This is a genomic window from Actinomadura sp. NAK00032, assembly GCF_013364275.1.
Lineage (GTDB): Bacteria > Actinomycetota > Actinomycetes > Streptosporangiales > Streptosporangiaceae > Spirillospora.
In genome coordinates this window covers 8622493-8646982 of sequence record NZ_CP054932.1, presented here as the reverse complement: position 1 = coordinate 8646982, position 24490 = coordinate 8622493, and the positions used below count along the sequence as shown (strand labels likewise).

The following is a 24490-nucleotide window of genomic DNA, read 5'->3' as shown; positions in this document are numbered from 1 at the left end:
TTCGGAGCAGGCGAGCGGCCGCGACGGTGGTCTCGTCCGTACGGACCAGCACCCTAGCAATGAGAACTCCACTCCTCAAGCGGAATGAGATTGTTCGGAACTGTCGTCCGGTTTGCCGCTTTACGTCCTTCGGACCTTATGACGAAATTCACTCTTTGCCGCGGTCGGGTGCCACCGCGTCCAGCAGATGGAGCGCGGCGAGGACGGCCGCCCGCACGATCGCGCCCGGGTGGTACAGGTCCTTGTCGTGCCACATCGGCGGGTGGGCGCGGTCCGGCAGGGCCAGTCCCCGCAGCAGGACGCCGCGGCCGCGCGCGGCGGCGCGGACGAGGTCGCGCCCCGGCTCGCGGCCGGCGGTGACCGCCGGCAGCAGCAGGGTCTGGACCGCGTACGCGGTCTCTTCCGCGGTGCCCTCCCACCGGCCCCACGAACCGTCCGGGCGCTGGGACTCCAGGACCCACTTCACGGCCCGGTCGACGGCGTCCGCGCTCCGCGGCCGGCCGCCGTACCGGTCCAGGGCCAGCGCGCAGCACGCGGTGGCGTAGTAGGGCGAGGCGTGCCACCGGTCCGTCCAGGCGCCGTCGTCGCGCTGCCGGCCGAGCAGCCAGTCGGCGACCTTGCCGGCGGCGGCCTCGTGCCGGCCGTCGCCGATATCGGCGGACCCGGCGGAACGGGACGCGGTGAACTCGCCGAACGCCTCCAGCACGTGCGCATTCGTCGTGACCGAGAATCCGTCTTCGCCTTGCCACGTGCAGAAATGCGTGGGCGTCTCGAAATTCCACAGCGAATCCGGCTTGTGCGGAACGCCGAGAAGGGCGAGCGCGTGCAGTGCCGCGGCCGTGGTGTCGGCGTCGGGCGGCAGCCCGTCCGCGGCGGGCGTGCCGTCCGCGCGGATCGGCGCGGTCAGGCTGAGCACCATCTCGGGCGGGACGGTGACCGGGACCCCGGCGCGGATCAGCCAGCTCAGCACCCAGCCGCGCTCGAAGACCGTGAGCGGGTAGGCGACCGGCACGGCTCCGTCGTGCATCGCGGTCACGGTCTCCAGGTACCAGCGCGCGGGGCTGCTCGGCTCGGCCGGCGGGCGGTCGCCCAGCCAGGCGGCGGTCGCCGCGGGCGACGCGCCGATCGTTCCGGTCGCCTCGGGACGGGCCTGGGCGAGGCCGCGCGCCGCCGGGCCCGCGATCTCCAGCGCGTGCATCAGCTTCTGCGGCGGCTGCGCGCCCGAGGCCAGCAGGTCCCGGACGAGGGTCAGCTTGCGGCCGTCCATGCCGCGCGGCAGCGGCAGCGGCAGCGGCCCGTCCGGCAGGCCGGGCGGGGGCGCGGGTCGCGCGGCGAGGTCGGCCACGCGCCGGTCGATCAGCCCGGCGAGGGACGGGACGATCAGCTCGATCGCCGGCATGTCCGGCAGGGGCGCCCCCGGGCGGCCGGGCAGCATGGTGCCGAGCCTGCGCAGTCCCCGCACCGCGGCGGCGCACACCGCGGGTTCCGGAGTGCCGGACTCCGGTGGCGTGCGGACGAGGACGGACAGCAGCGCCTCGGTCGCGCTCAGCGTGGGCACGAGCGCGTAGCCGTCGTCGGGCGCCCCCCAGCCGCCGTCCGGGCGCTGGGTGTCGACAAGGAAGGCGACCCTGCGCCGGTGCCCGGTCAGCCAGGGGCTGAGCGAGACGAGCCGGCCCGTCTCGTACACCGAGGGCGACACCCGCCCCCAGGGCCGGGCGACGAGGCTCGCGATCAGATCATCGGCCGCGCCGGCCGCCTCCGTCCCGCTCACAGCGCGCCCCAGTAGTCGCCCGCGCCGTAGAAGCCCGTGCTGTAGCCGATCTGGCGTTCGAGGTAGGCGGTCTCGCGGGGGCACGCGTCGCGCAGCGGCTCGAACAGCTCACGGCAGCGGTCCACGAGTTCGCCGATCCTCTTCTCGACGGAGGCCCGGTCGGCGCCGAGCAGCATCGCGTTCACGTCGCCCCAGGTGACGTCGCGCCCGTAGGTGGCGAGGTCGTTGAGCAGCCGGAGCACGCGCTGGACCTCCCGGCTGGCCTCCAGCAGCGCGCCGAGGCGGTCGAGCGCCGCCCGCCCGGACGTGTGGATCCAGTGCCCGGCGTTGACGAAGGTGGAGCCGAAGTTGTCGGCGTTGGCCAGGTAGTCGTCGAGGTCCGGCGTCCAGGAGCCGGTCTCCGCATGGTCCGCCTTCCACGTCCATTCGAGCACCATCGCGTCCAGCATCCGGCGCAGCTCGTCCGCCCAGACCGGGGAGAACTGCGGGTAGGCCGGCGACTCGGCCAGCCGGTCGCGGATCTCCGCGAGGAACCGGGTGAGCGGGTCGTCCGGCGGCTCGCCCGCCACGGTGGCCGCGCAGCGGGCCGCGATCGCCGCCACGTCGCCGCGCTCCGTCGCCCGGTAGTCGATCCGCCAGTCGAGCGCGAAGATCCACAGTGCGGTGCGGTTGGCGATCTCCAGCTCCGCCGGGGTGCCGTCCGGCGAGCCGAACGCGTTGGCCAGCGACACCGCGCCGAAGAGCGCGGCGTCGAAGGGCTTGGCGTCGAACAGGTCCGGGTGGGCCGCGGCGCGGGCCTGCAGGTCGCGCGTGCAGTGCGTGGCCAGGGCGCAGATCCGGCCCTGCTCGGCCGCCGCCGCCGTCATGCCCGCTCCTCGATCGGGACGAGGCGCATCCGCAGCTCGTGCTCGGGCCGGAGCGTGCGCCCCATGGCGGGGCGGGACGGCACCGGGCCGGCCGGTTCGGGGCGGAACCGGCTGAGCACGCTCGCCGCGATCAGCTGCGCCTCGATCTGGAAGAGGTGGTTGCCGACGCACTGGTGCGGCCCGCCGCCGAACGGGAAATAGGCGTAGCGGTGCCGGCCCGCGGTGTGCTCGGGCGCGAACCTGTCCGGGTCGAACTCGGCCGGGCGCTCCCACACCGAGGCGAGGCGGTGGGTGAGGTACGGGCTGATCAGGAGGGTCTGGCCGGCCTTGACGGAGAAGCCGTCGAGGGTCGTGTCCCGTACCGCCATGCGGGGGAACTGCCAGCCCACCGGGTAGAGCCGCAGCAGTTCCTGCACCACCTGCCTGGTGTAGGCCAGGCCCTCCAGGTGCTCGGGCCCGACCCGGTCGCGGCCCACCACCCGGTCGATCTCCTCGTAGAGCCGCGCGGCGACCTCGGGATGCGCGCACAGCAGCGGCCACAGCCAGCTCAGCGCCGTGGCCGTCGTCTCGGTGCCGGCCGAGTACATGCCGACGAGGTTGTCGCGCACCCACTTGTCGGTCAGCCCGCTGCCCGGCTCGGTGCGGGCCCGGCACAGCGCGGTGAAGATGTCGAGCCCGTCGCCGGGGTCGTCCCTGTAACGTTCCACCAGGCCGAACATCACGTCATCGATGGTGCGGACGCCCTCCCGGTAGGAGCGTCCCCGGGGGGCGAGCCGGTCGGGCAGGAACGGCAGCAGGACACGGAAGGCCAGTGCCGCGATGACCGCCTCGAACGCCGGGGCCAGCCGCGCGGTCTCGGCCGGGCCGATCTTGCCGCCGAAGAAGATCTGGACCACCGTCCGGTTGACGATCCGGGTCATCTCGGCGCCCGCCGCCACGGGCCGCCCCGACCGCGCGGCCGGCTCCAGCTCGTCCACGGCCGCGTTGATCGTCTCGGCCAGCCGGCCGGTGAGCGACCGGACGTTGCGGAGGGTGAACACCGGCTGCAGCACCTTGCGGCTGACCGCCCAGGACTCGCCGCCCTCGCCGAGGATGCCGTCGCCCATGAGGTCGTTGAGCGGGCGCCAGAAGATGCCGTCGCGCGCGTAGGTGTCGGTGTTCCGCAGCACTGCCTGGAGGTGGTCGGGGCGGGTCACCAGCAGCGGCTTCACGATGCCGAGGTCGAGCCGCGGGACGCCGCCGCCCGCGACCGCGCTGATGCGCTCCAGCTCCCGCAGCGGATCCTTGAGGAAACCCGGCAGGGTGCGGTGGAGGGGGAAGTTCTTCGGATTGCGCCTGGGTTTCGCGCCGGTGAGGACGGACATTCAGCGGCCCCACGCGACGGGCAGGGCGACGGGGCTGAGGATCGCGTTGCCGGGCTTGCGCTCGATGGCGTCGGACGGCACCGCCAGCCGGAGGGACGGCAGCTCGCGGGTGAGGAGGCCGATGCCCGTCACGACCTCCAGGTGGCCGAGATGCCGCCCGACGCAGTGGTGCACCCCGTACCCGAACGACAGGTGCCGGTTCGGGTCGCGGGCGAAGTCCATGCGGTACGGCTCGGTGAAGACGCGGGGGTCGCAGTTCGCGGCGTCGTGGGACGGGATCACGAGTTCGCCGGCGCTCAGCCGGGCGCCGCTGGGCAGCGTCACGTCCCGGGTGACCCGGCGCGGCATCTCGTCGGCCGCGGTCACCGAGAACAGGCGCTCCAGCTCGGTGACCGCGCCGGGGACGGCCTCCGGGTGGTCGGTCAGGTACGCGTACGCGGTCTCGTACTCCCCGTACGGGTGTGTGAGCAGTACATGGATCTGGGTGCAGACAGTGCTGGCCACGGTCTCCCAGCCGCCGAGGACGAGGCTGACCGGGAGCTTGATCTGCCGGTCGGGCGACAGGTGCGCGCCGCCGACGGCGACCTGCGAGAGCAGGTCGTCGCCCGGGTCGTCCCGCCGCTGCTCGACGAGCTCGTTCATGTAGACGACCATCGAGATCAGCGCGTCGGCCGCGCCGTCGCGGGTCTGCTCGGTGATGCCGAAGAAGGCGTCGGCCCACCCGCGGAACCGGAGCCGGCCCTCCTGCGGCAGGCCGAGCATGTCGCAGATCAGGTGGAGCGAGAACGGCATCGCGAACTCGGTCACCAGATCGGCGGGGGAGCCGTGCTCCACCATCGCCGCGATCTGAGCCGCGGCCCGCTCCTCGACGGTGCCCCGCAGGCGCTCGACCGCGCGCGGGGTGAACCAGCCGCGGACGGCGTTGCGGACGCTCGCGTGCTCGGCCCCGTCCAGGCCGAGGAGCGTTCCCTCCAGGTCCATGTCGTCGGCGTCGCGGGCGGCCTCGCGGGAGAACACCTCGTCGTTGCGCAGCACCTGCTCGACGTCGTGGTACCTGGTCACGAGCTTGGCCGCGGACCCGTCGGGACGGACGACGGCGGCGACGCCGGTGCCGGTCTCACGGATCTGGTGGTACTTCGGGTTCTTGCGCAGGCCCGGCCGGTTCACCCCCTCGGCGTCCTGGTCCAGCGGGTGCGGGATCGGAGCGGTCACGGCTTCTTCCGGACTGATTTCGAGGGCCATCGGACGGAGATCCCTTCGGTCGCGCGGGGAAGGTCGTGCCTCCGGGTCCTGCAAAGGTCAGGTCGCAAGGTGGTATAAAGTTGCCCAAAATATGGCGAATGCGGTGGAAGTATTACATGTGACCCAAAGTGAGGCAAGAGTCGACTGTGTCCGAATAAGGCGAACCATCAGTGATATGGCTCACCCTGGAGTGTCTATTGCCATTCGTCAGTTTTTGTGGCAGTAGACCGGCGAATGGTGTGTGTGCAGCACTTCCCAACCATCTTCGCGAGCCATACCATCTGCCGCATCAGACGCTGAATACCCCTCTGGGCGGGATGGTCATGACTGCTGAGACGACGGGCGAGGAACTGCTCCGGATGGAGCTGCTGCCGATGGCCGACGACCGGGGGGAGGGATACGCGGTCATGCGGGCGGCCGGCCCCGTCGCCCGTTCCGACGCGGGATACCTCGTCACCACCCGTGAGCTGGCGGAACACGTCTTCAAGAACCCGGAGACGTTCTCCTCCAAGCGGGCCTTCGACACGCTCGGCAGCCCCGTCGCGCTCGTCCCGATCGCCTTCGACCCGCCGGACCACACCCGCTACCGCCGCATGCTGCAGCCGTTCTTCACCCCGCGCGCCGCGGCCGCGGTGGAGCAGACCGTCCGCGACCAGGTCACCGCGCTCGTCGACGCCATCGCCGAGCGGAACTCCTGCGACATGGTCACCGAACTGGCCCGCCCCGTCCCGGCGAAGGTCTTCCTCGACCTGTTCGGGCTGCCGCAGGACGACCTCGACCGCCTCCTCGCCTGGCGGGAGGTGATCATCAAGCTGGCGGACCTGTCCGGCTCGGGAGAGCCGCCGGCCGAGGCGATGCAGTCCGCCGCCGAGCTGTTCGGCTACGTCAGCGCCCATGTCGCCGAGTGCCGGGCGGGCCGCGCCGGGGGGCTGCTGCGGGACCTGTTCGACGCTCCCGGCGACGACCCGTTCACCGACGAGGAGGCCGTCGGCCTGTGCTTCTTCTTCGTCCTGGCCGGCGTCGACTCCGTGACCAACGCGCTCAGCCTCATGTTCGCCAAGCTCGCCGCCCGGCCCGAACTGCGCCGGCGGATCGCCGCCGACCCGGCCGCCATCCCCGCCGCCGTCGAGGAGATGCTGCGCGTGGACCCGGCCAACGCCGTCGTCCCCCGGGTGGCGACGCGCGACGTCGTCCTGGCGGGCGTGCACATCCCCGCCGGCGCGCCCGTCGGAGTCGCCGTGGGCGCCGCCAACCGGGACCCGGCCGAGCTGGCCGACCCGGACGCGTTCGACCCGGGCCGCGACTACAACAACCTGACCTGGGGAAGCGGCCCGCACCGGTGCCTCGGCATCCACCTGGCGCGGATGGAGCTGCGGGTCGTCCTGGAGGAATGGCACCGGCGGATCCCGGAGTACGCGCCGGCGCCCGGCGCCCGTCCGCAGGTCGAATGGCCGACGGGCGTCATCGGCGTGCCCAGCGTGCCGGTGGTCTTCTAGCCGCCGGCGGGCAGCAGGGTCGGCCAGGAGAGCCGCCCGGCGACCGTGAGCCGGCCGGCGACCTTCCGGCCGGCGCACCGCGCCACCACCGTGTACGTGCCCGGCTCCGCGTCCGCGCTGACGGTCGCGGAGCCGCCCGCGGCCCGTCCGGCGAACGCGGGCGACGCCGCCCCGCGAACCCGGCACCCGGGAACCGAGACCTGTACGTGCTGCCCCGGCGCCGCGACGTCCGGTTCCACGGACAGCCCGCCATGGCCGGTCGCCGTCGCCTCACCCGTCGCCGGTGCCAGCATGCCCGCCCCGATGAGCGCCGTACCCAGCACGGTGACGCTGATCAAACGCAACGAAACTCCTCGAATCCGGCATTGGACGACGGCACTCTAGTCCCTTCAGGCGGCCTCGGGCACCGCTTCCCGGCGGCTCAGCCCCTCCCACGTCAGCGTCACCAGCGCGAGCCACACCAGCAGGAACCCCGCCCACCGGCTGGGCGGCATCTCCTCGTGCTGCACCAGGAAACCGATGGCGAACTGCAACACCGGCGCCAGGTACTGCAACATCCCCAGCGCCGTCATGGGCAAGCGAATGGCCGCCGCGTTGAACAGCATCAGAGGCACCGCCGTGACAACGCCCGCCCCCGCCAGCAGCACCGCGTTGCCCACCCCCTCATGGCCGAACGCGGCGTCCCCCTGCGCCTCCAGAAAGAAGACGAACCCCAGAGCGGGCAGGAACATGACGGCCGTCTCCACCGCCAGACTCTCCGCCGACGGCATGTCCGCGAACTTCTTCAGCAGCCCGTACACGCCGAACGCGAAGGCCAGCACCAGCGCGATCCACGGCGGCCGCCCGTAGTCCACGGTCAGCACCACCACCGCGATCGTCCCCAGCCCGACCGCCGCCCACTGCCACGGCCGCAGCCGCTCCCGGAACACCACCACCCCGAACACCACACTGATCAGCGGGTTGATGAAGTACCCGAGCGACGCCTCGATCGTCCGCCCGCTGTTCACGGCGTAGATGTACGTCCACCAGTTCACGCTGATCACCACGGCCGCCGCGACCAGCAGCAGCATCTGCCGCCGCCCGACCTTCGCCCACGTCCGCCGCACCGCCAGCACGGCCCCCACCGCGACCAGCGACCACATGATCCGATGCGCGAGGATCTCCCCCGCCCCCGCCGGCTTCAACAACGGCCAGTACAGGGGAAAGAGCCCCCACAGCACATACGCCCCGACACCGGCCCCCATACCCCGCTTAATCACGCCCGCACCCTACGCCGGTAACCACCCAACCAACCAAACACCCCTGACCCCGCGCACACCCAGCAACCATCCCCGACTCCGTGACGAAGCCCCTCCCCGACACCGACGAGCCGATCCCGGCTCCACCACACCCGGGGCTCTTCGCCGCCCCGCCCCATCTCGGCGAAGTCCAGATTTGTCGAACTCCGTACGAGGTGGCGCGCTTGGCCTATGAGCTGGGGCGTAGTGTTCGAGCCCTCCGTGAGGAGCGCGGCTGGAGCCAGAGTGAACTGGCCAGGGGGGCGGGCATGACGCAGTCGGCCGTTGCCAGGTTCGAAGCCGGCGGCACCGTGCCGACACTGGCGGTCCTCGATCGCCTCGCCCGAGCTCTCGGTGCCGAACTCGTCGTCAAACTGCGGAGCCCGGCCGCGTAAGGCGGGCGACCGTGTGCAAGCCGGGTACCGCCAGCAGCGACCTCGTGCTCGGACTCATGGCGCCCACCTGGTCGAGGCACCGTCGTTTGCCACTTGAGTAGTAACTACGGACATGAGTGCGGAGGAGAAGGAGTTCGGGCTGGGTGGGGGCCGGTGGTGAAGGTGAGCGTCTCGTTGAGGGCCGGGAACATCCGCGCCGTCCGGGAATGGGTGGGGGGCCGTGGTTTCTCCGCCTACGTCGATGCCGCTGTGGAACGTCAGATAGAACGGGACCTGCTCGAAGAGGCACTGAAGGCCAACGAGGCCGCGTCCGGTCCGATCCCGCAGTTGTTGCGGGACGAGGCCGGGGATCTCTTTCGTGTCGCCAAGACGGCGCCGGAGTTGCAGGAGGGCGCTGAGCGGGGGCCCGTAGCATGGCCGCGTGTTGGGTGTGCATTTCGCTGTCAGTGCCGATCAGGAGCGGCTCTTGCTCGCGGCCGTTGATGAGGGCGGTGTCGGCGAGCTTCTCGAAGAGATCGAGGAGGGGTGGGCCGACGCGGGGCTGTCGGTGTCCACTGACAAGGCGTGGGACGCGATTCAGCGCTGCCTGGGGGACGGAACTCTCGATCCTGATGGCGGTGCCTATCCGCTGTCGCATGCCGTCCTTGGCGGGCGGCATATGCATGAGGACTGCTACGTCGTCTACGTGAGCGCGAACGAAGTCCGGGACGTCGCCGGGGAACTTCAGCGGGTCGACAAGGTGTGGCTGCGGCGGCGGTTCGATGCCATTGACGACCCGGAGTACCGCGGGGCGCAGGATGATGGCGACTTCGAGTACACGTGGGAGAACTTCGTCGATGTGCGGGGATTCTTCGAGCGGGCGGCCGAGGCCGGGCGAGCGGTCGTCTTCACGGCGACGTGATCGGGCAGTCAGGTCCCGCATGCCCGGGTGATCAGGGTGCCTCTCGGGAGAGAAGGCTAATCTGAGGCGGTGCCGGGTGTGGGCGTTGTCGCGTCGATCTGGGAGTGGGCTCGTGGGGTTTGAGGTTGTTTGTGAGGTTGAGCCGCCTACTCGGCCTGATCTGCGGAAGGTGCGGCATCAGATCGGGGTGCTGAGTCCGGTGGCGGACTCGTTTCTGATTCCCGACAACCACATCGGGCGGGCCACCGTGTCGAGTGTGGCCGTTGCGCACGAGGTGCAGGCCATGGGCGCGCGGGGGATCGCCTGTTTGAACTCGCGGGACCGGAATCTGCTCGGGTTCCGGCGCGATCTGCTCACTGCGGCCGCGTACGGGGTCGAGCGGTTCCTGTTCGTTTATGGGGACAAGCCGAGTGCGGGCGGACGGACGAGTGAGCTGACCGTCCGGGCGATGATGGAGGAGGCCCGCGCGGCGAGTGCGGACGACGTCTTCGACGGATGCGGGGCGTTCCAGGTCGGCGTGACGTCCGGGCTGCGGAAGGTGCCTGAGTGGAAGCGGGCCGCCGACTTCACGTTCGTCCAGGTCAGTTACTCGGTGGAGAACCTTCTGCGGTGGCGGGAGAGCGTGGAGCTCGAAGGGCCCGTCTACGCGGGTGTCATGGTGCTCGCGAGCGCGGGGATGGCGCGGAATCTGGCGGCGGCCATTCCGGATATCGACATTCCCGGGGAGCTCGTCGAGGCCGTCGAGCGGGATCGGGGTGCCGGGGTCGCGGCCGCTTGCGAGCAGGTGCTCGCGATCCGGGACAGCGGGGCGTTCGATGGGGTGCATCTCGTGCCGGTGAGCCGTTACCGGGAGGTCGCGGCGCGGCTGGAAGGGGAGTTGTGAAGCCGGGGCTGCGCGGTCAGGTGTCCATTGTGGTGGGGGACGGCGACACGGCGAGCGCGGTGGGCAGTGGTGATGTGCCCGTGCTGGCGACGCCCCGGTTGCTGGCGCTCGCGGAGGCGGCGACCGTTGAGGCCGTCAGGAGCGAGATCGGGGACGGCCGGACGTCCGTGGGGACGCGGGTCGAACTGGAGCACCGCGCGGCCAGCCCGGTCGGTGTGCGGGTGACCGTGGAGGCGGAGCTCGAAGAGGTCGACGGGAAGCGGCTCGTGTTCGCGGTCAACGCGGTGGACGAGCGCGGCCCCGTGGGGAACGGCCGTATCGAGCGCGTGGTGGTTGAGCGGGAACGGTTCCTGGCGCGGCTTCAGTAGGGGAGCAGGCGGCCCGAGGGCGTGCGGAGGTCGGGCTGGCTCGGTTGACGTGGGGGCTTGGGGCGCTTGATGAGCTGCTGCCGTGCCATGGTGATCATCTCCCCCCAACGGGCCCGGCTTAATCGTCACTACCTCGTGTGACGCGGCCGGCGGTCGCGTGGTTCGCCGAGCTTATGCGACGAACGCTGCCGGTTCGACCGATTTTCGAGCCCGAATTGTCGGCGGAGAGTCGTATGACGGTCGCTTTGCGTGCTCACTTTTTCAGGAGACGATGTCGCGGGTGCGGAAGCGGCGGAAGGCCAGCGCGAACAGTATGAGCGCGTAGGAAAGGGATATCGCGGCGCCCTTCGCCATGCCCGTCCATTGGATCTGCGGTTGCAGGGCGTCCATCCACGAGTACATCCAGTGCGTCGGGAGAAGTTCGCGCCACGAGCCGAGGGCGGTGACGGCGTCCAGGATGTTGCTGACGATGACCAGGCCGACGGCGCCGCCGACCGCGCCGAGGGGCGAGTCGGTGGTGACGGACAGCAGGAACGCCAGGGCGGCGACGACGAGCTGGGCGATCAGGGAGTAGCCGACGATGATCGCCATCCGGCCGAGCGCGGTGCTCACCGGAACGGTGCCGCCGGTGGGGAGCTCCACGTCGCCCCAGCCGAAGCCCGCCGTGCCGGCGGCGAGGGACATCAGCGGCAGGCTGACGACGGCGACGACGGCGTAGGAGAGCGCGACGATCAGCTTCTGGCGCAGCAGGCGGGCGCGGGGCACGGGGGCGGCCAGCAGGTAGCGGAGGGACGACCAGCCGGCCTCGCTCGCGACGGTGTCGCCGCAGAACAGCGCGACGGCGACCACCAGCAGGAAGCCGGTGGAGACGAACAGGGCGAACAGCGCGAAGTTCAGGGCGCTGGAGGTGGCGACGTCGACCAGGCTCGGGACGCCCTCCGGGCCGGGGTCGCCGCCGAGCTTGAACGCGAGCACCAGCACCCACGGCAGGACGAGCAGGATCCCGAACGCGACCAGGGTCCGGCGGCGCCGGAACTGCCGGACGGCCTCGACCCGCAGCGGCAGCGTCCGCCGGACGTGGTAGGTGGTCATGACGTCTCTCCGATGATCTCCAGGAACGCGTCCTCCAGGCGGCGGCCGGAGCCGACGATCTCGCTGACGGGCCCGGCGGCGACGCGGCGGCCGCCCGCCATGACGACCGCGTGCGTGCAGGTCTGCTCGACCTCGGCGAGGAGGTGGCTGGAGACGATGACGGTGCGCCCGGCGGCGGCGTACTTGACGAGCACCTCCCGCATCTCGCGGATCTGGGGCGGATCCAGGCCGTTGGTGGGCTCGTCCAGGACGAGGAGGTCCGGTAGGCCGAGCATGGCCTGGGCGATGGCGAGCCGTTGCCGCATCCCCTGCGAGTAGGTGCGGACGGCGCGGTCTAGCGCCGAACCCAGGTCGGCTATCTGCAGCGCCTCGTCCAGATGGGCCTCGTCCAGGGGACGGCCTGTGGCGCGCCAGTAGAGGTCGAGGTTGTCGCGGCCGGTGAGATGGGGCAGGAAGCCGGGTCCCTCTACGAAGGAGCCAAGGCGGGACAGGACGGGCGCACCGGGAGTGACGCGCTGGCCGAAGATGCGTATCTCGCCCGAGTCGGGGTGGATCAGCCCCATGAGCATGCGCAGTGTCGTGGTCTTCCCTGCGCCGTTCGGGCCGAGCAGGCCGAGAACCTGACCCTTCTCTACGCGGAACGACAGGTCGGCCACGGCCTGGTGGCCGTTCTTGTACGTCTTGGTAAGGCCGGTTATCTCCAGGGGGACATCACTGCTGGTGTCGGTGGCGCGCCTGCGTCGTCCAGGCAGGAGGATGGCGGCGGCCACGGCGAGGGCACCTAGAGGCAGCGCCCAGACCCATGCGGGCAACGGCGACGACGCCGTGGCGAGGGACGGCACCGTGGGGACGCTCAGCGGCGAGACCACTTGCACCTTGTAGGACGAAGGTTCGGCGGGCGTCGCGAAGCCCATGTCGGTCGTCGCGATGACGAGGCGCAGGCGGTGGCCCCTGTCGAAGCGGTAGTCCATCGGCGGGAGCGTCACCGTGACGTCGCCGTCCGATACGCGGAACGGGGCCGCCAGCCGCCGCGCCGGAGCGGCGCTGCCGCCGGGCGGAACGTCGTAGAGCTTCGCGAAGAGCGGGCCCTTGCCCTGCACCTTGAGGCGCACGGTGGCCGCGCCCGTCAGCCGGACGGGATGGTCCAGCGGGGCGGTGTCGAAGACGGCGGTCTGGCCCGGCATGTCGGCCGGCAGCGACCCGCCGAGCCCGCCCACCGCCCCGAGGGAGCCGAGCGCGCCCAGGCCGGGCACCGCCGAGATCGACGCCGGCGATCCGCCCGCCGGGTTGAAGATCGTCTGTTCGCGGCCGGTGAGCCGCATGGCGACCGGATCGCCGGAAAGGCCGGGATAGCGGGAGGCCGTCGCCTCCTCCACGACGACCTCCTGCGTGGACGAGTCGAGCCCGCCCGCCCGCGTCACCGTGAAGGCGTCCTGGGACGGGCCGGAACCACGGAGGCGGGCGTCGAAGAAGTCGCGCACCAGCCCCTCGACGCGCTCGGTCTCCGGGTCGCCGCCGTCGTGGCCGCCCTGGAACCACACCACCGACACCGGCGCGCCGTTGCGGGCGATGGCCCGCGCGTTGGCGTCGGCGTGGTCCAGCGGGAACAGCGAGTCGGCCTGCCCCTGGACGAGCAGCGTCGGCACCTTGATCCGGTCGGCGACGGAGGACGGGCTCGACCGGCGCAGCGTCGCGATCGCCGACGCGGTCGGCCGCCCCTGCTCCGCGACCTGCTGGTACATCTCGCACAGGGACGGCAGGAAGCGCCCGCAGGCCGAGCGGGTCGCGCTGCCGGTGAAGAAGATCCCCGCCCACAGCTTCTTGAACACGCCGTCCGCGGGCGGCGCGCCCTCGGTGGTGGTCGGGAACAGCGCGTCCGCGAGGTCGTTCCAGGTGATCTGCGGCGCGATGGCGTCCACCCGCCGGTCGTAGGCGGCGGTCATCAGCGCGATCGCGCCGCCGTACGACTGGCCCGCCATGCCGATGCGCGGGTCGCCCGGCCCGTCGAGGACGACCTCGGGCCGCTTCGCGAGCCAGTCGATGAGCTGCCGGGTGTCCTTCACCTCGTAGTCGGGGGAGTTCAGCGCGATCTCCCCGGTCGAGCGCCCGAACCCGCGCGCCGACCAGGCCAGCACCGCGTACCCGGCGCGGGCCAGCTCGCGCGCCTCGCCGGCGACCTCCCGCTTGGAGCCGCCGAAGCCGTGCGCCAGCAGGACCGCCGGGCCCTTCGCCCGCCCGGCGGCCGGGCGGTAGAACGTCGTGTCGAGCTGGACGCGCTGGTCGTCCTTCGGCCCGTCCACCACGGGGATGCGCTGCTCGGACGTCCGGACGCGCGGAGCGTCGCCCGCGACCGCGCCCCAGCCGGCCGCCGTGCCCGCGAGCACGACCGCCGCGCCCGCCGCCGTCCAGCGCGCGGCCCGCCCCGTCCTGCCCCACCGCTCGCGGAGAGCGCCCCCCAGCCTCATGGTCGACAACCCTATGCCGGGGCGCTCGGCGCGCCGCTCCGCCTTCAGGCCGAGCCCGCCGCGCCGCGCTACTCCCGGTGGCGTACGGGCGGGCCGAGCGCGGCGGTGAACATGGCGGTGAGCCGGTCGGTGACCTCGGCCGGGTCGGCGGCGCGCAGGTCGTCCAGGCCGAACAGCCGCCGGACGGGCCCGCCGCCCATGATGATCGTGGACGCGAGCAGCGCGCGGGCGCGGGCGTCCGGCCCGTCCAGCTGGGCGGTGATCGGCTGGACGATCCGGTCCTCCAGGTAGTGGAGCAGGGCCTCCTTGACCTCGGGCTGGCCCGCCGAGCGGTCCAGGATCCGGGACATGGTGGTGACCGGGCGCTGGTCGATCTGCCGGACGAAGTGCTCGGCGAGCCGGCGCGGCAGCCCGGCGGGGTCGCCCGCGATGACGCCGCGGATCACCGACTCCCCGGCCAGGACCTCCTCGAACAGCGCCGCCTTGGAGCCGAAGTACCGGTTGACGAGGGCGACGTTCGCCTCCGCCCGCGCCGCGATCATGCGGACGGTGACGCCGTCGTAGCCGTGCTCGCCGAACAGGTCGCGGCCGGCCTCCAGGATCCGCCGCCGGGTGGCCTCCCGGTCCCGCTTGGGCCGCCGCCGGCCGGCCGCCGCCGCGCTCGCCTCGGGCGCATCCGCCTCGGGCGCACTCGTTTCGGGTGCGCTCGCGCGCTCGTCCTCGACCCGCATCCCCATCCCCGGAACTGTCGGTAACGGTCAGTGTTCAGTATCCAACGAGTTGCAAGTAAACAAGCGTCTACCTAAGATACATGCACGGCACAGGTAATTCCGTATCGCATGGGGGCAGGGTGGCTCAAACCAGCGTGGCCGCGCACGGGGCGGCGGCGTCCGAGCCGGCGCGACCGCACTACACGCACCGGCAGATCCTGGAGATCCTCGCCGGTCTGATGATGGCGATGCTGACGTCGATGATCTCGACGTCGGTCGTCGCCACGGCGCTGCCGACGATCGTCGGCGACCTCGGGGGCCAGGACAAGCTGTCCTGGGTCGCCAGCGCGTCGCTGCTGACGATGACCGCGTCGACCCCGCTGTGGGGCAAGCTGTCGGACATCGCCGGGCGCAAGCTGATGTTCCAGACCGCCCTGCTGATCTTCGTACTGGCCTCGGTGGGGGCCGGCCTGTCGCAGAACATCGGCCAGCTCATCGCCGCCCGCGCGTTCCAGGGCCTCGGCGTCGGCGGCCTGTCCGCGCTCGCCCAGGTCATCCTCGGCGACGTCGTCGAGCCCCGCCAGCGCGGCCGCTACGCCGGCTACATGGGCGCCGTGTTCGGCGTCTCGACGGTCGCCGGCCCGCTGCTCGGCGGGTTCATCGTGGACGCCGACGGCCTCGGCTGGCGCTGGTGCTTCTACGTGTGCGTCCCGCTCGCGGTCGTCTCGTTCCTCGTCATCCAGCGGGTGCTGAAGCTGCCGAAGGTGAAGCGCGACACCCGCGTGGACGTGTTCGGCGCGTTCACCATCACCGGAGCCGCCGCGCTGCTGATGCTCGTGCTGTCCATGGGCGGCACGGAGTTCGCGTGGAACTCCAAGTGGACCTACATCATGCTCGGCGCCGCCGCCCTCCTGGCCGTGCTGGCGGTCGTCGCCGAGCGCGTCGCGCACGACCCGATCCTGCCGCCGCGGCTGTTCCGCAACCCGACGTTCGTGCTGACCTCCTTCGTCTCCATCTGCGTCGGCATGGCGATGTTCGGCGCGATGATCTACATGCCGCAGTACCTGCAGATCGTCAAGGGGATGAGCCCCACCGGCTCCGGGCTGATGACGCTGCCGCTCGTCCTCGGCATGCTGATCACCTCGACCGGCTCCGGGCAGATCGTCACCCGGTCCGGCCGCTACAAGCTGTTCCCGGTGATCGGCATGGTGTGCATCGCGGCCGCGATGTTCCTGCTGTCGCGGCTGCACACCGACTCCTCCGAGCTGCTCATCGGCGCCGACCTCGCGCTGCTCGGCGTCGGGATGGGCCTGACGCTGCAGATCCTGATCCTGGCCGCGCAGAACGCCGCCTCGCCCGCCGACCTGGCCTCGACCACGTCCGGCGTCTCGTTCTTCCGCAACCTCGGCGGCGCGATGGGCGTGGCCGCGTTCGGCGCCATCCTCACCAACCGGGTGGCGGACGAGATCGCGTCCGGGCTGCGCGCCGCCGGCCTCCCGATGCCGACCGGCGCGTCCGGGGAACTCGGCTCGCCGGAGGAGATCCAGAAGCTGCCCGAGCCGCTGCACGGGATCATCCAGGACGCGTTCACCAAGGCGATGGAGGCCGTCTTCCTGGTCGGCGTCCCCGTCGCGGTGATCGGCTTCATCGCGGTCCTCGCGCTGAAGGAGCTGCCGCTGCGCGGCTCGGCCGACCGCGGCAAGGCGGCCGCCGCCAAGGAGCCCCCGGCGGGCGGCGTCCTCGGCGAGGACGGCGTCGTCCGTCCCCCGGCCCCGGTGGCGCGCACGGGCGCCGTCGGCGCGGTCGGCGCCGGGCGGCACGCACGCGAGAACGGCCACGACCCCGAGTCGCGGCTCGCCACCGCGGCCCCGCCCGCACCCGCGGCGGCCCCCGCCGCGTCCGACCTCGCGGCGCAGGCGCGGCTCCTCGCGCAGCAGAACGGGCACGCCGGCCACGACGGCGGCGTCCCCGTGCGCGGCGTCGTGCGGACCGGCGACGGCGCGCCCGTCCCGTCCGCCGCACTGACCCTGATCGGCGTGGACGGGCACCAGCTCGCCCGCGCGGTCACCCAGGAGGACGGCCGGTACGCGCTGCCCACCCCGGGCCCCGGCAGCTACGTGCTGATCGCCGCGACCGGCGAGCACGAGCCGCAGGCCGCGACGCTCGTCGTCGGCGACCGGCCGGTCGACTTCGACCTGCTGCTCGCGGGCAACGGCGGCCTCGGCGGGACGGTCCGCGGCGGCGACGGCGCCCCGCTCGGCAACGCCATGGTCGTCGTGACCGACGTGCGCGGCGACGTCGTCGGCACCGGCCGCACCGACGCCGACGGGCGCTACCTGTTCAAGGACATCACCTCCGGCGCCTACACGCTCGCCGTCTCCGCCGCCGCGCACCGCCCGGTCGCGCTGCCGGTGGAGGTCGTCGGCAACGGGCAGACCCGGCAGGACGTGGAGATGCCGCCCGGCGCCCGGATCCGCGGCACCGTCCGCGACGAGTCCGGCGACCCGGTCGGCGACGCCCGCGTCACGCTGGTGGACGCCGCCGGCAACGTCGTCGCGATGGTGATCACCGGACCGGACGGCGAGTACGCGTTCACCGACCTGACCGGCGGCCAGTACACCGTGATCGCGTCCGGCTATCCTCCGGTCGCGACCGGTCTGTCGCTTTCGGGCAGCGGGCTCGACGAGCACGACCTCAAGCTCGGCTACCCCGACGAATGACCGACTCGATCCCGGGCCGCCACGCAACGGCGGCCCGGCCGACACGAAGCTGGAGTGCGGGCCGTTGAAGGACGCTGAGCGTGGTCTGCGCGGAACGGTGCGGACGAAGGACGGCTGGGCGGTACCCCACGCCGTCGTCACCGTGACGGACCTGGCCGGGAACCAGGTCGCGCGGGAGCGGACCGGGGAGGACGGCGTGCTCGCCGCCGGTCCGCTGCCCGCCGGCACCTACACGGTGATCGTGACGGCGATGGGCTTCCAGCCGGCCGCCGCCACGCTGATCGTCTCGACGTCCGGCACGGCCGACATCGGCAGGGTGCTGCTCGGCCGCGCCGGCGGCACCGAGCTGCCGCCGCCCGGCACCTGGACGATCGACCCGGCGCACTCGGCGGTCGGCGCCGTCGCGCAGCACCTCGGGCTGTCCAGCGTCCGCGGCCGGTTCGCCGCGTTCGAGGGGCGGATCGAGGTCGCCGAGCCGGTCGAGGCGTCGCGGGTGACGGCCCGCATCGAGGCCGCGTCCATCGACACCGGCAACAAGATGCGCGACGACCACCTGCGCTCCGCCGACTTCCTGAGCGCCGACGCCAACCCCTGCATCACCTACGAGGGCGACGGGCTGACCGCCGCCGGGCCCGACCGCTGGACGGTGCACGGCCGCCTCACCCTCAACGGCATCACCCGGCCGGTCGACCTCGACCTGACCTACCTCGGCAGCGGCGCCGACCCGTGGGGCGGCGTGCGGGCCGCGTTCCGCGCGACGGCCGAGCTGCGCCGCGCCGACTTCGGCATCCGGTTCAACCAGATCCTGGAGGCGGGTGTCGCGATGGTCGGCGAGAGCCTGCGCGCCGAGCTGGAGATCCAGGCCGTCCAGGGCGAGGAGCTCCCGGCGGGCTGAGCCGCGGAGGTCAGCGGCGGCCCTTGAGGTCGCGGACGAGCCGGTTCGCGGTGGCCCGGTCCGGCGAGCCGGTCACGACGACCTTCCCGTCGGTGATGGCCATGTCGACGCGGGGCAGGGTGACCAGCCGGTCGCGGACGACGAACGCCAGGTCCCGCCCGACGGTGGCGCGGGTCAGCCGCGCGAACGCGTCCCGGTCGACCGGCCGCAGCGTCAGCGCCACGTCGTAGCCGCCAGGCTTCACCCGCGACTTCTGGACGCGCAGCCCGGCGACCTTGTGGATGGCGATGCCCTGGGTGAGCCGGTAGCAGGTCGGCCCGGTGCCGGCCTGCCCGGTGATCCCCGCCGTCCCGGCGGGGCACGGACCGGGCGTCGCCTCGGAGACGGGGTAGATGTGCAGCGGCGCGGCCAGCGCCACCGGCCGGGTCCGCATCGAGGACGCGATCAGCCCGCCCGTCACCGCGACGGCCGCGATCAGCAGCCCCAGCGTCAGCACCATGATGACCAGCGCCGACCGGTGCTGGTCGGCGGCCCTGGCCGGCGACGGGGGGCCGCTCTGCCTGCGCGGCCGGCGCCGTCCGGCCCGGCTCCGCTTGACCTCCGCCGCCTGCCGCTGCCGCTCCGCCGTCCGCGCCCGCCGCCGGGCGGCCTCATCGCCGGGGGCGGGCAGCACCGCCGTGGCGGTCTTCGCCTGCGCCGCGCTCTCCTGCCCGGCTCCCTCGGGCCGGTCGCTCGCACCACCCGCGGCGAGCGGCCGCGTGGCCGCATCCGGCCGGGATGCCGCGCCGGACGCCGCGCCCTCCGCACCGGACGTGCCGACCGGATCGGTGCCGCCGACTCGCGAGGAGCCGCCGGGCCGCGCGGCTCCTGCGGGCTGCGCGGGCTCGCTCGGACGCGCGGGCTCGCTCGGCCGCGCGGTCTCGCCGGGGCGTGTGACCTCGGCGGTCGGCTCGTCGGCCGGCGCCGGGGCTGGGGGAGGCGGCGCGGACGCGTCCCGCGGACGATCCTTGCTGCGGCGCGGAATGACCCGCATCGTCACCTCCCCGGCTCCATGATCTCCGACAGTCTGTCAGGGTGAGACGCCGTCCCGCACCGTGTCTCGCGTGAAGACCGCGTCTCGACCGAAGACCGCCGCGAATCGTCCGACGGCCGTCATGAGCATCAGTGCCCCGTTCGCCGCTATTCAATACGTGTTCAATAGGCGTGAAAAGGCCCGGCCCCGGATGAACCGGGACCGGGCCTCCGCGAACGGGGACTTCTGGACTAGTCGATGCGCCAGGTGTCGCCGGAGCCGAGCAGCGCGGCGAGGTCGCCCTCGCCCTGCTTCGCGACGGCCTCGTCGAGCTGGGCCCGCATCAGCTCGTCGTAGGACGGGCGGTCGACGTCCCGGAAGATGCCGATCGGGGTGTGCTCGAACGCCGGCTGGTCGAGCCGCGACAGCGCGAACGCCTGCGACGGGTCCGGGTTGTGGGCGTCGTGCACGGCGATCTCCGACGGGTCGACGTCCGCGGTCTTCACGACCTCGAACGACCCGGCCGGGGTGCGGCGCAGCGCCTTGGAGCGGTCCGCCCCGAAGACGATCGGCTCACCGTGCTCCAGCCGGACGGTGACGTCGTCGCGGACGTCCGCGTCCTTCAGCGGGTCGAACGCGCCGTCGTTGAAGATGTTGCAGTTCTGGTAGATCTCGACGAGCGCGGTGCCGCGGTGCTGCGCGGCGGCCCGCAGCACCGAGTGCAGGTGCTTGCGGTCGGAGTCGATGGTGCGGGCGACGAACGTCCCCTCCGCGCCGATCGCGAGCGACAGCGGGTTGAACGGGGCGTCCAGCGACCCCATCGGCGTCGACTTGGTGATCTTGCCGAGCTCGGACGTCGGCGAGTACTGCCCCTTCGTCAGCCCGTAGATCCGGTTGTTGAACAGCAGGATCTTCAGGTTGACGTTGCGGCGCAGCGCGTGGATCAGGTGGTTGCCGCCGATCGACAGCGAGTCGCCGTCGCCGGTCACCACCCACACCGACAGGTCCGGGCGGGAGGTGGCGAGCCCCGTCGCGATCGCGGGCGCGCGGCCGTGGATCGAGTGGAACCCGTAGGTGTTCATGTAGTACGGGAACCGCGACGAGCAGCCGATGCCGGAGATGAACGTGATGTTCTCCCGGCGCAGCCCGAGCTCCGGCAGGAAGGACTGGACGGCCGCGAGGATCGCGTAGTCACCGCACCCGGGGCACCAGCGCACCTCCTGGTCGGTCTTGAAGTCCTTCAGCGTCTGCTTCTGGTCGGTCTTCGGGACGAGGGAGAGCAGCGACCTGCCGTTCCCGTTGGCGCCGTTCCCGTTGGCGACGGCGCCGTTCCCGTTGGGGGAGCCGTTCTCACTCACTGTCGATCACATCCTGGATGACGCCCTGCAGCTCTTCCGCCTTGAAGGGCAGGCCGCGGACCTGGTTGTAGCCGATCACGTCGATGAGGAACCGGCCGCGCAGCAGCAGGGCGAGCTGGCCGAGGTTGATCTCCGGGACGATGACCTTGTCGTAGGAGCGCAGCACCTCGGGCAGGTTCGCGGGGAACGGGTTGAGGTGCCGCACGTGCGCCTGCGCGATGTCCCGGCCGGTCGAGCGGACCCGCCGGACGGCCGCGGAGATGGCCCCGTACGTCCCGCCCCAGCCCATCACCAGCACGCGGGCCGCGCCGGACGGGTCGTCCACCGCGAGCGGCTCGATGTCGTTGGCGATGCCGTCCACCTTGGCCTGGCGCAGCCGGGTCATGGTGTCGTGGTTGGACGGGTCGTAGGAGATGTTGCCGGACCCGTCGGCCTTCTCCAGGCCGCCGATCCGGTGCTCCAGCCCCGCCGTGCCCGGGATCGCCCACGGCCGGGCGAGGGTCTCCGGGTCGCGCTTGAACGGCTGGAAGTCCTCCTGCGACGGCGCGGCGAAGTTCGGCTCGATCGCCGGCAGTTCCGCCACGTCCGGCAGCTTCCACGGCTCGGAGCCGTTCGCGAGGTAGCCGTCCGACAGCAGGATCACCGGCGTGCGGTACTTGACCGCGATCCGGGCCGCCTCGATCGCCGCGTAGAAGCAGTCCGACGGGGACTGCGGCGCGATCACCGGGACGGGCGCCTCGCCGTTGCGGCCGTACATGACCTGCAGCAGGTCGGCCTGCTCGGTCTTGGTCGGCAGGCCCGTGGACGGGCCGGCCCGCTGCACGTCGATGACCAGCAGCGGCAGCTCGGTCGCGACGCCGAGCCCGATCGTCTCGCTCTTGAGCGCGATGCCCGGACCGGACGTCGTGGTGACGCCGAGCGACCCGCCGAACGAGGCGCCGAGCGCCGCGCCCACGGCGGCGATCTCGTCCTCGGCCTGGAACGTCCGCACGCCGAACTTCTTGTGCTTGGACACCTCGTGCAGGATGTCGGACGCCGGGGTGATCGGGTACGAGCCGAGGAAGATCGGCAGCCCGCTCTGCACGCCCGCGGCGACCAGCCCGTAGGCGAGCGCGAGGTTCCCGGTGATGTTGCGGTACAGGCCGGGCTCGTGCTCGGCCGGCTTGATCTCGTACTGCACCGAGAACGCCTCGGTGGTCTCGCCGTAGGACCAGCCCGCCTGGAAGGCCGCGATGTTGGCCTTCATGATCTCGGGCTTGCTGGCGAACTTCTTCTCCAGGAAGCCGAGCGTCCCCTCGGTGGGACGGTGGTACAGCCAGGACAGCAGCCCGAGCGCGAACATGTTCTTCGCGCGCTCGGCGTCCTTCTTGGAGATGTCGAAGTCCTCAAGGGCCTTCACCGTCATCGAGGTCAGCGGCAGCGCGTGCACGCGGAACTCGCTCAGCGAGCCGTCCTCGACCGGGCTGGTGGCGTAGCCGACCTTGGCGAGGTTGCGCTTGGTGAACTCGTCGGTGTTGACGATGAGGTCGGCGCCGCGCGGCAGGTCCGCGAGGTTGGCCTTGAGGGCGGCCGGGTTCATCGCCACCAGCACGTTGGGCGCGTCCCCGGGGGTGAGGATGTCGTGGTCGGCGAAGTGCAGCTGGAAGCTGGACACCCCGGGCAGCGTCCCGGCCGGGGCGCGGATCTCGGCCGGGAAGTTCGGCAGCGTCGACAAGTCGTTGCCGAACGCCGCCGTCTCCTGCGTGAAGCGGTCACCGGTCAGCTGCATGCCGTCGCCGGAGTCGCCGGCGAAGCGGATGATGACGCGGTCGAGTTGCTGGACCTGTTTGGTCACAGAGGAAGACCTCCTCGACGGGCAGCACCCGTCCCGGGGGAGGCACCCGGGATCGTGATGCTACTTAGGCTTACCTTCATGGTATGTCCGGGATCGGATGGTGCTATCGGGACGACCGCTCACCGGGAGGTACGACCCGGGGCGAACGCCTAGTTCATCCCGAACACAGGCTGCTGCGCTGCCGGCACAGGTCGACGTGCAGCCGCCGCACCAGCCGGCATGCGGGGCTCGTCGAGGAGCCGCGGCTCCCCAGGGGCGTGGAGTTCACGTCCCGAAGTGTAGACAGCGCGGCTAAAGCCGAACCCCACCGACCCGGTATGCACGCGTCACGGGCGTCCCGGTGACTGAGATGTAGCCGCCTCTGTACCTTCTGACCGCTTTGCCGACGGCCCTTGCGTCCCTTCCGCCCCACCTGTGGCGGACGGTCCCGGTGTGGCCGGTTTCGGCTTGAGCACGGCCTTGCGCTCGCGGTCGACCCGCGCGAGCAGTTTCGGCACGTCCGCCTCGGCCACCGCCTCCCCGACGACGCGGGCGGACGCCTCGTAGGGGTAGGAGCCGGGGTTGTCGAGCGCGTGCTTCATCCACGTCCGCCACAGCCGGCCGGTGACGGTGCAGTCCAGCAGGACCGAGCGGTCGGCCCCCACCCCCTTGGACGTGCGGCACGAGCCGAGCGGCTCGCCGCGCGAGGTGATCGACGCCCGCAGCGCGGCCCGCGCGCCGTCCGGCACCGACCCCGAGGGGGCGGTCAGCGTGGCGGGCACCCGCACCGTGCAGCCGTTGGTGTTCTGGTCGCAGTCGCTGAACGTCAGCGTCCCCGGCCGGAACCGCACGGCCGGGTCGCCCGCGCCGCCGAGCGCGGCCACCCGCGGGCGCAGCTCGGCGAACAGCGCGGCGGGCGCGGTCACGGGCGCGGCGGTGAAGCTCGGCGCGTTCTGCCCGGCGGGCCGCACCGCCAGCAGCCGGTACGGGGCGGCGGCCGTCACCAGGTAGTCGGCGGCCGACGTCTTGACCCGGTACGCCCGGACGCCCCCGACGTCCTCCGTCGGCGGGGTTCCCGACGTCTTGGCCAGCGCCTTGGCGATGGCCTCCGGCCCCAGGACGTCCGGCACGTCGAAGCCGGGCATCGACGCGGGCGCCTTCGACCAGCGTCCCGCGTAGTAGTCGGGATGCGGAACCTCGCCGGCGTAGGCGCGCCAGAACGCGAGCCCGGCCTTGAGGTAGGTCGTGCCGTCGATCGCGGCGACGTCCGCCGTCAGCGTGCCCGCGACCAGCCGCCCGGTCGCCGCACCCGACGGCGCCACCTGGAGCCGCGCCCGGACGGTGCCGCCCTTCAGCGTGAGGGTGCCGTTGTAGCGCATGCCCGTCCCGCGCTTGAGCCTGCGGCCCAGCGCGGCCGTCCACGCCGGCGGCGCGACGGCCGCGGTCGCCGTCGGCTTCTTCTTCGCGGGCTCGCCGTCGCCGCCGAGCGCGACCGCCGCCACGGCACCGGCCGCGACCACCGCGACGGCCGCCGCCCCGGCGACCACCAGGACCCGCGCGCGCCGCGACCCGCCCTGCCGCCCGCCCTTCCCGGGCATCACCCCGCCCGGCGGAACCGACCCGCCGGTCTGCCCGCCGGCCTGCCCGCGCGGGCGGGGGGCCGGGCCGGCCACGTGGACGTCCTGCGGGCGGCGGCGGGCGGCGAAGGGGCGCCCCGGCGGGTTCGCGGGGCCGTGCGGGGGGTCATGCGGGGGGCGGTGCGGGGACGGGGACGCCGGTGACGGCTCGTCCTGTTCAGCGCTCACGGGGGACTCGCTCTGCCCTTCTCACTTCCGGGGCCCGGGTTCGGCCCGACCGTCAGC

General features: G+C 72.4%; 20 protein-coding genes. 7 read left to right on the top strand and 13 right to left on the bottom strand.

Annotation, left to right across the window (positions count from 1 at the left end):
• Positions 1-148: 148 nt before the first annotated feature.
• The 4 genes from HUT06_RS39765 to HUT06_RS39750 are packed head-to-tail and all read right to left on the bottom strand — an operon-like array spanning position 149 to position 5213.
• Positions 149-1771 carry a prenyltransferase/squalene oxidase repeat-containing protein gene (locus HUT06_RS39765; protein WP_254715632.1) on the bottom strand — a complete coding sequence of 541 codons (1623 nt, stop codon included), beginning with the start codon at positions 1769-1771 and terminating at the stop codon, positions 149-151.
• Positions 1768-2637 (bottom strand): hypothetical protein, encoded by an 870-nt coding sequence (locus HUT06_RS39760; RefSeq protein ID WP_176200412.1) that lies wholly within the window; start codon positions 2635-2637, stop codon positions 1768-1770. Before HUT06_RS39760 ends, HUT06_RS39765 begins: the two co-directional genes overlap by 4 nt.
• Positions 2634-4001 (bottom strand): cytochrome P450, encoded by a 1368-nt coding sequence (locus HUT06_RS39755; protein WP_176200411.1) that lies wholly within the window; start codon positions 3999-4001, stop codon positions 2634-2636. Before HUT06_RS39755 ends, HUT06_RS39760 begins: the two co-directional genes overlap by 4 nt.
• On the bottom strand, positions 4002-5213 hold the full coding sequence (locus HUT06_RS39750; protein WP_176200410.1) for a cytochrome P450: 1212 nt from the start codon (positions 5211-5213) through the stop codon (positions 4002-4004).
• 353 nt (positions 5214-5566) lie between these two features.
• Here HUT06_RS39750 and HUT06_RS39745 point away from each other — a divergent pair, with 353 nt between their 5' ends.
• Complete coding sequence (locus HUT06_RS39745) at positions 5567-6739, top strand: cytochrome P450 (RefSeq protein WP_176200409.1); 1173 nt, start codon at positions 5567-5569, stop codon at positions 6737-6739.
• Here the strand turns inward: HUT06_RS39745 and HUT06_RS39740 are convergent.
• Positions 6736-7083, bottom strand: a complete 348-nt coding sequence (locus HUT06_RS39740) for a hypothetical protein (RefSeq protein WP_176200408.1) — start codon at positions 7081-7083, stop codon at positions 6736-6738. The two genes, HUT06_RS39745 and HUT06_RS39740, sit on opposite strands and share 4 nt — an antisense overlap.
• Positions 7084-7128: 45 nt before the next feature.
• Entirely contained in the window at positions 7129-7998 is an 870-nt protein-coding gene (rarD, locus tag HUT06_RS39735; RefSeq protein ID WP_368407007.1) for an EamA family transporter RarD, read from the bottom strand.
• 203 nt (positions 7999-8201) lie between these two features.
• Between rarD and HUT06_RS39730 the strand changes: the two genes are divergently transcribed.
• The 4 genes from HUT06_RS39730 to HUT06_RS39715 all read left to right on the top strand — a co-directional run bounded on the left by HUT06_RS39730 (position 8202) and on the right by HUT06_RS39715 (position 10563).
• Positions 8202-8411: a helix-turn-helix transcriptional regulator gene (locus HUT06_RS39730; protein WP_368407006.1), complete on the top strand. Its 210-nt coding sequence runs from the start codon at positions 8202-8204 to the stop codon at positions 8409-8411.
• Positions 8412-8832: 421 nt separating this feature from the next.
• Complete coding sequence (locus tag HUT06_RS39725) at positions 8833-9312, top strand: DUF1877 family protein (RefSeq protein WP_176200407.1); 480 nt, start codon at positions 8833-8835, stop codon at positions 9310-9312.
• A 169-nt stretch (positions 9313-9481) separates the two neighbouring features.
• Positions 9482-10195 (top strand): methylenetetrahydrofolate reductase, encoded by a 714-nt coding sequence (locus tag HUT06_RS39720; protein WP_254715631.1) that lies wholly within the window; start codon positions 9482-9484, stop codon positions 10193-10195.
• Entirely contained in the window at positions 10192-10563 is a 372-nt protein-coding gene (locus tag HUT06_RS39715) for a thioesterase family protein (RefSeq protein WP_254715630.1), read from the top strand. Before HUT06_RS39720 ends, HUT06_RS39715 begins: the two co-directional genes overlap by 4 nt.
• Before the next feature lie 261 nt (positions 10564-10824).
• Here the strand turns inward: HUT06_RS39715 and HUT06_RS39710 are convergent, their stop codons facing one another.
• The 3 genes from HUT06_RS39710 to HUT06_RS39700 form a co-directional block, all read right to left on the bottom strand.
• Positions 10825-11655, bottom strand: coding sequence for an ABC transporter permease (locus HUT06_RS39710; protein WP_176200405.1), 831 nt, complete (start codon positions 11653-11655; stop codon positions 10825-10827).
• On the bottom strand, positions 11652-14120 hold the full coding sequence (locus tag HUT06_RS39705) for an alpha/beta fold hydrolase (protein ID WP_176200404.1): 2469 nt from the start codon (positions 14118-14120) through the stop codon (positions 11652-11654). The genes HUT06_RS39710 and HUT06_RS39705 overlap by 4 nt, the downstream gene beginning before the upstream one ends.
• A 68-nt stretch (positions 14121-14188) precedes the next feature.
• Positions 14189-14857, bottom strand: coding sequence for a TetR/AcrR family transcriptional regulator (locus HUT06_RS39700; RefSeq protein WP_254715629.1), 669 nt, complete (start codon positions 14855-14857; stop codon positions 14189-14191).
• 113 nt (positions 14858-14970) lie between these two features.
• Here HUT06_RS39700 and HUT06_RS45735 point away from each other — a divergent pair, with 113 nt between their 5' ends.
• Positions 14971-17550 carry an MFS transporter gene (locus HUT06_RS45735; protein WP_368407005.1) on the top strand — a complete coding sequence of 860 codons (2580 nt, stop codon included), beginning with the start codon at positions 14971-14973 and terminating at the stop codon, positions 17548-17550.
• Positions 17551-17647: 97 nt separating this feature from the next.
• Complete coding sequence (locus HUT06_RS39690) at positions 17648-18445, top strand: YceI family protein (RefSeq protein WP_176201908.1); 798 nt, start codon at positions 17648-17650, stop codon at positions 18443-18445.
• Positions 18446-18455: 10 nt separating this feature from the next.
• Here HUT06_RS39690 and HUT06_RS39685 read toward each other — a convergent pair whose 3' ends face one another.
• The 4 genes from HUT06_RS39685 to HUT06_RS39670 all read right to left on the bottom strand — a co-directional run bounded on the left by HUT06_RS39685 (position 18456) and on the right by HUT06_RS39670 (position 24433).
• Positions 18456-19478, bottom strand: coding sequence for a hypothetical protein (locus tag HUT06_RS39685; RefSeq protein ID WP_176200402.1), 1023 nt, complete (start codon positions 19476-19478; stop codon positions 18456-18458).
• A gap of 230 nt (positions 19479-19708) precedes the next feature.
• Positions 19709-20740: a 2-oxoacid:ferredoxin oxidoreductase subunit beta gene (locus HUT06_RS39680; protein WP_254715840.1), complete on the bottom strand. Its 1032-nt coding sequence runs from the start codon at positions 20738-20740 to the stop codon at positions 19709-19711.
• A gap of 67 nt (positions 20741-20807) precedes the next feature.
• Complete coding sequence (locus HUT06_RS39675) at positions 20808-22649, bottom strand: 2-oxoacid:acceptor oxidoreductase subunit alpha (protein WP_176200400.1); 1842 nt, start codon at positions 22647-22649, stop codon at positions 20808-20810.
• 326 nt (positions 22650-22975) lie between these two features.
• Positions 22976-24433: a hypothetical protein gene (locus tag HUT06_RS39670; RefSeq protein ID WP_176200399.1), complete on the bottom strand. Its 1458-nt coding sequence runs from the start codon at positions 24431-24433 to the stop codon at positions 22976-22978.
• Positions 24434-24490 lie beyond the last annotated feature (57 nt).

Excerpts from the sequence above, each read along its gene's own strand:
- HUT06_RS39705 (WP_176200404.1), bottom strand. The coding sequence starts at position 14,120 with ATGAGGCTGGGGGGCGCTCTCCGCGAGCGGTGGGGCAGGACGGGGCGG.
- HUT06_RS39760 (WP_176200412.1), bottom strand. The coding sequence starts at position 2,637 with ATGACGGCGGCGGCGGCCGAGCAGGGCCGGATCTGCGCCCTGGCCACG.
- HUT06_RS39710 (WP_176200405.1), bottom strand. The coding sequence starts at position 11,655 with ATGACCACCTACCACGTCCGGCGGACGCTGCCGCTGCGGGTCGAGGCC.
- HUT06_RS39700 (WP_254715629.1), bottom strand. The coding sequence starts at position 14,857 with ATGGGGATGCGGGTCGAGGACGAGCGCGCGAGCGCACCCGAAACGAGT.
- HUT06_RS39755 (WP_176200411.1), bottom strand. The coding sequence starts at position 4,001 with ATGTCCGTCCTCACCGGCGCGAAACCCAGGCGCAATCCGAAGAACTTC.
- HUT06_RS39685 (WP_176200402.1), bottom strand. The coding sequence starts at position 19,478 with ATGCGGGTCATTCCGCGCCGCAGCAAGGATCGTCCGCGGGACGCGTCC.
- HUT06_RS39745 (WP_176200409.1), top strand. The coding sequence starts at position 5,567 with ATGACTGCTGAGACGACGGGCGAGGAACTGCTCCGGATGGAGCTGCTG.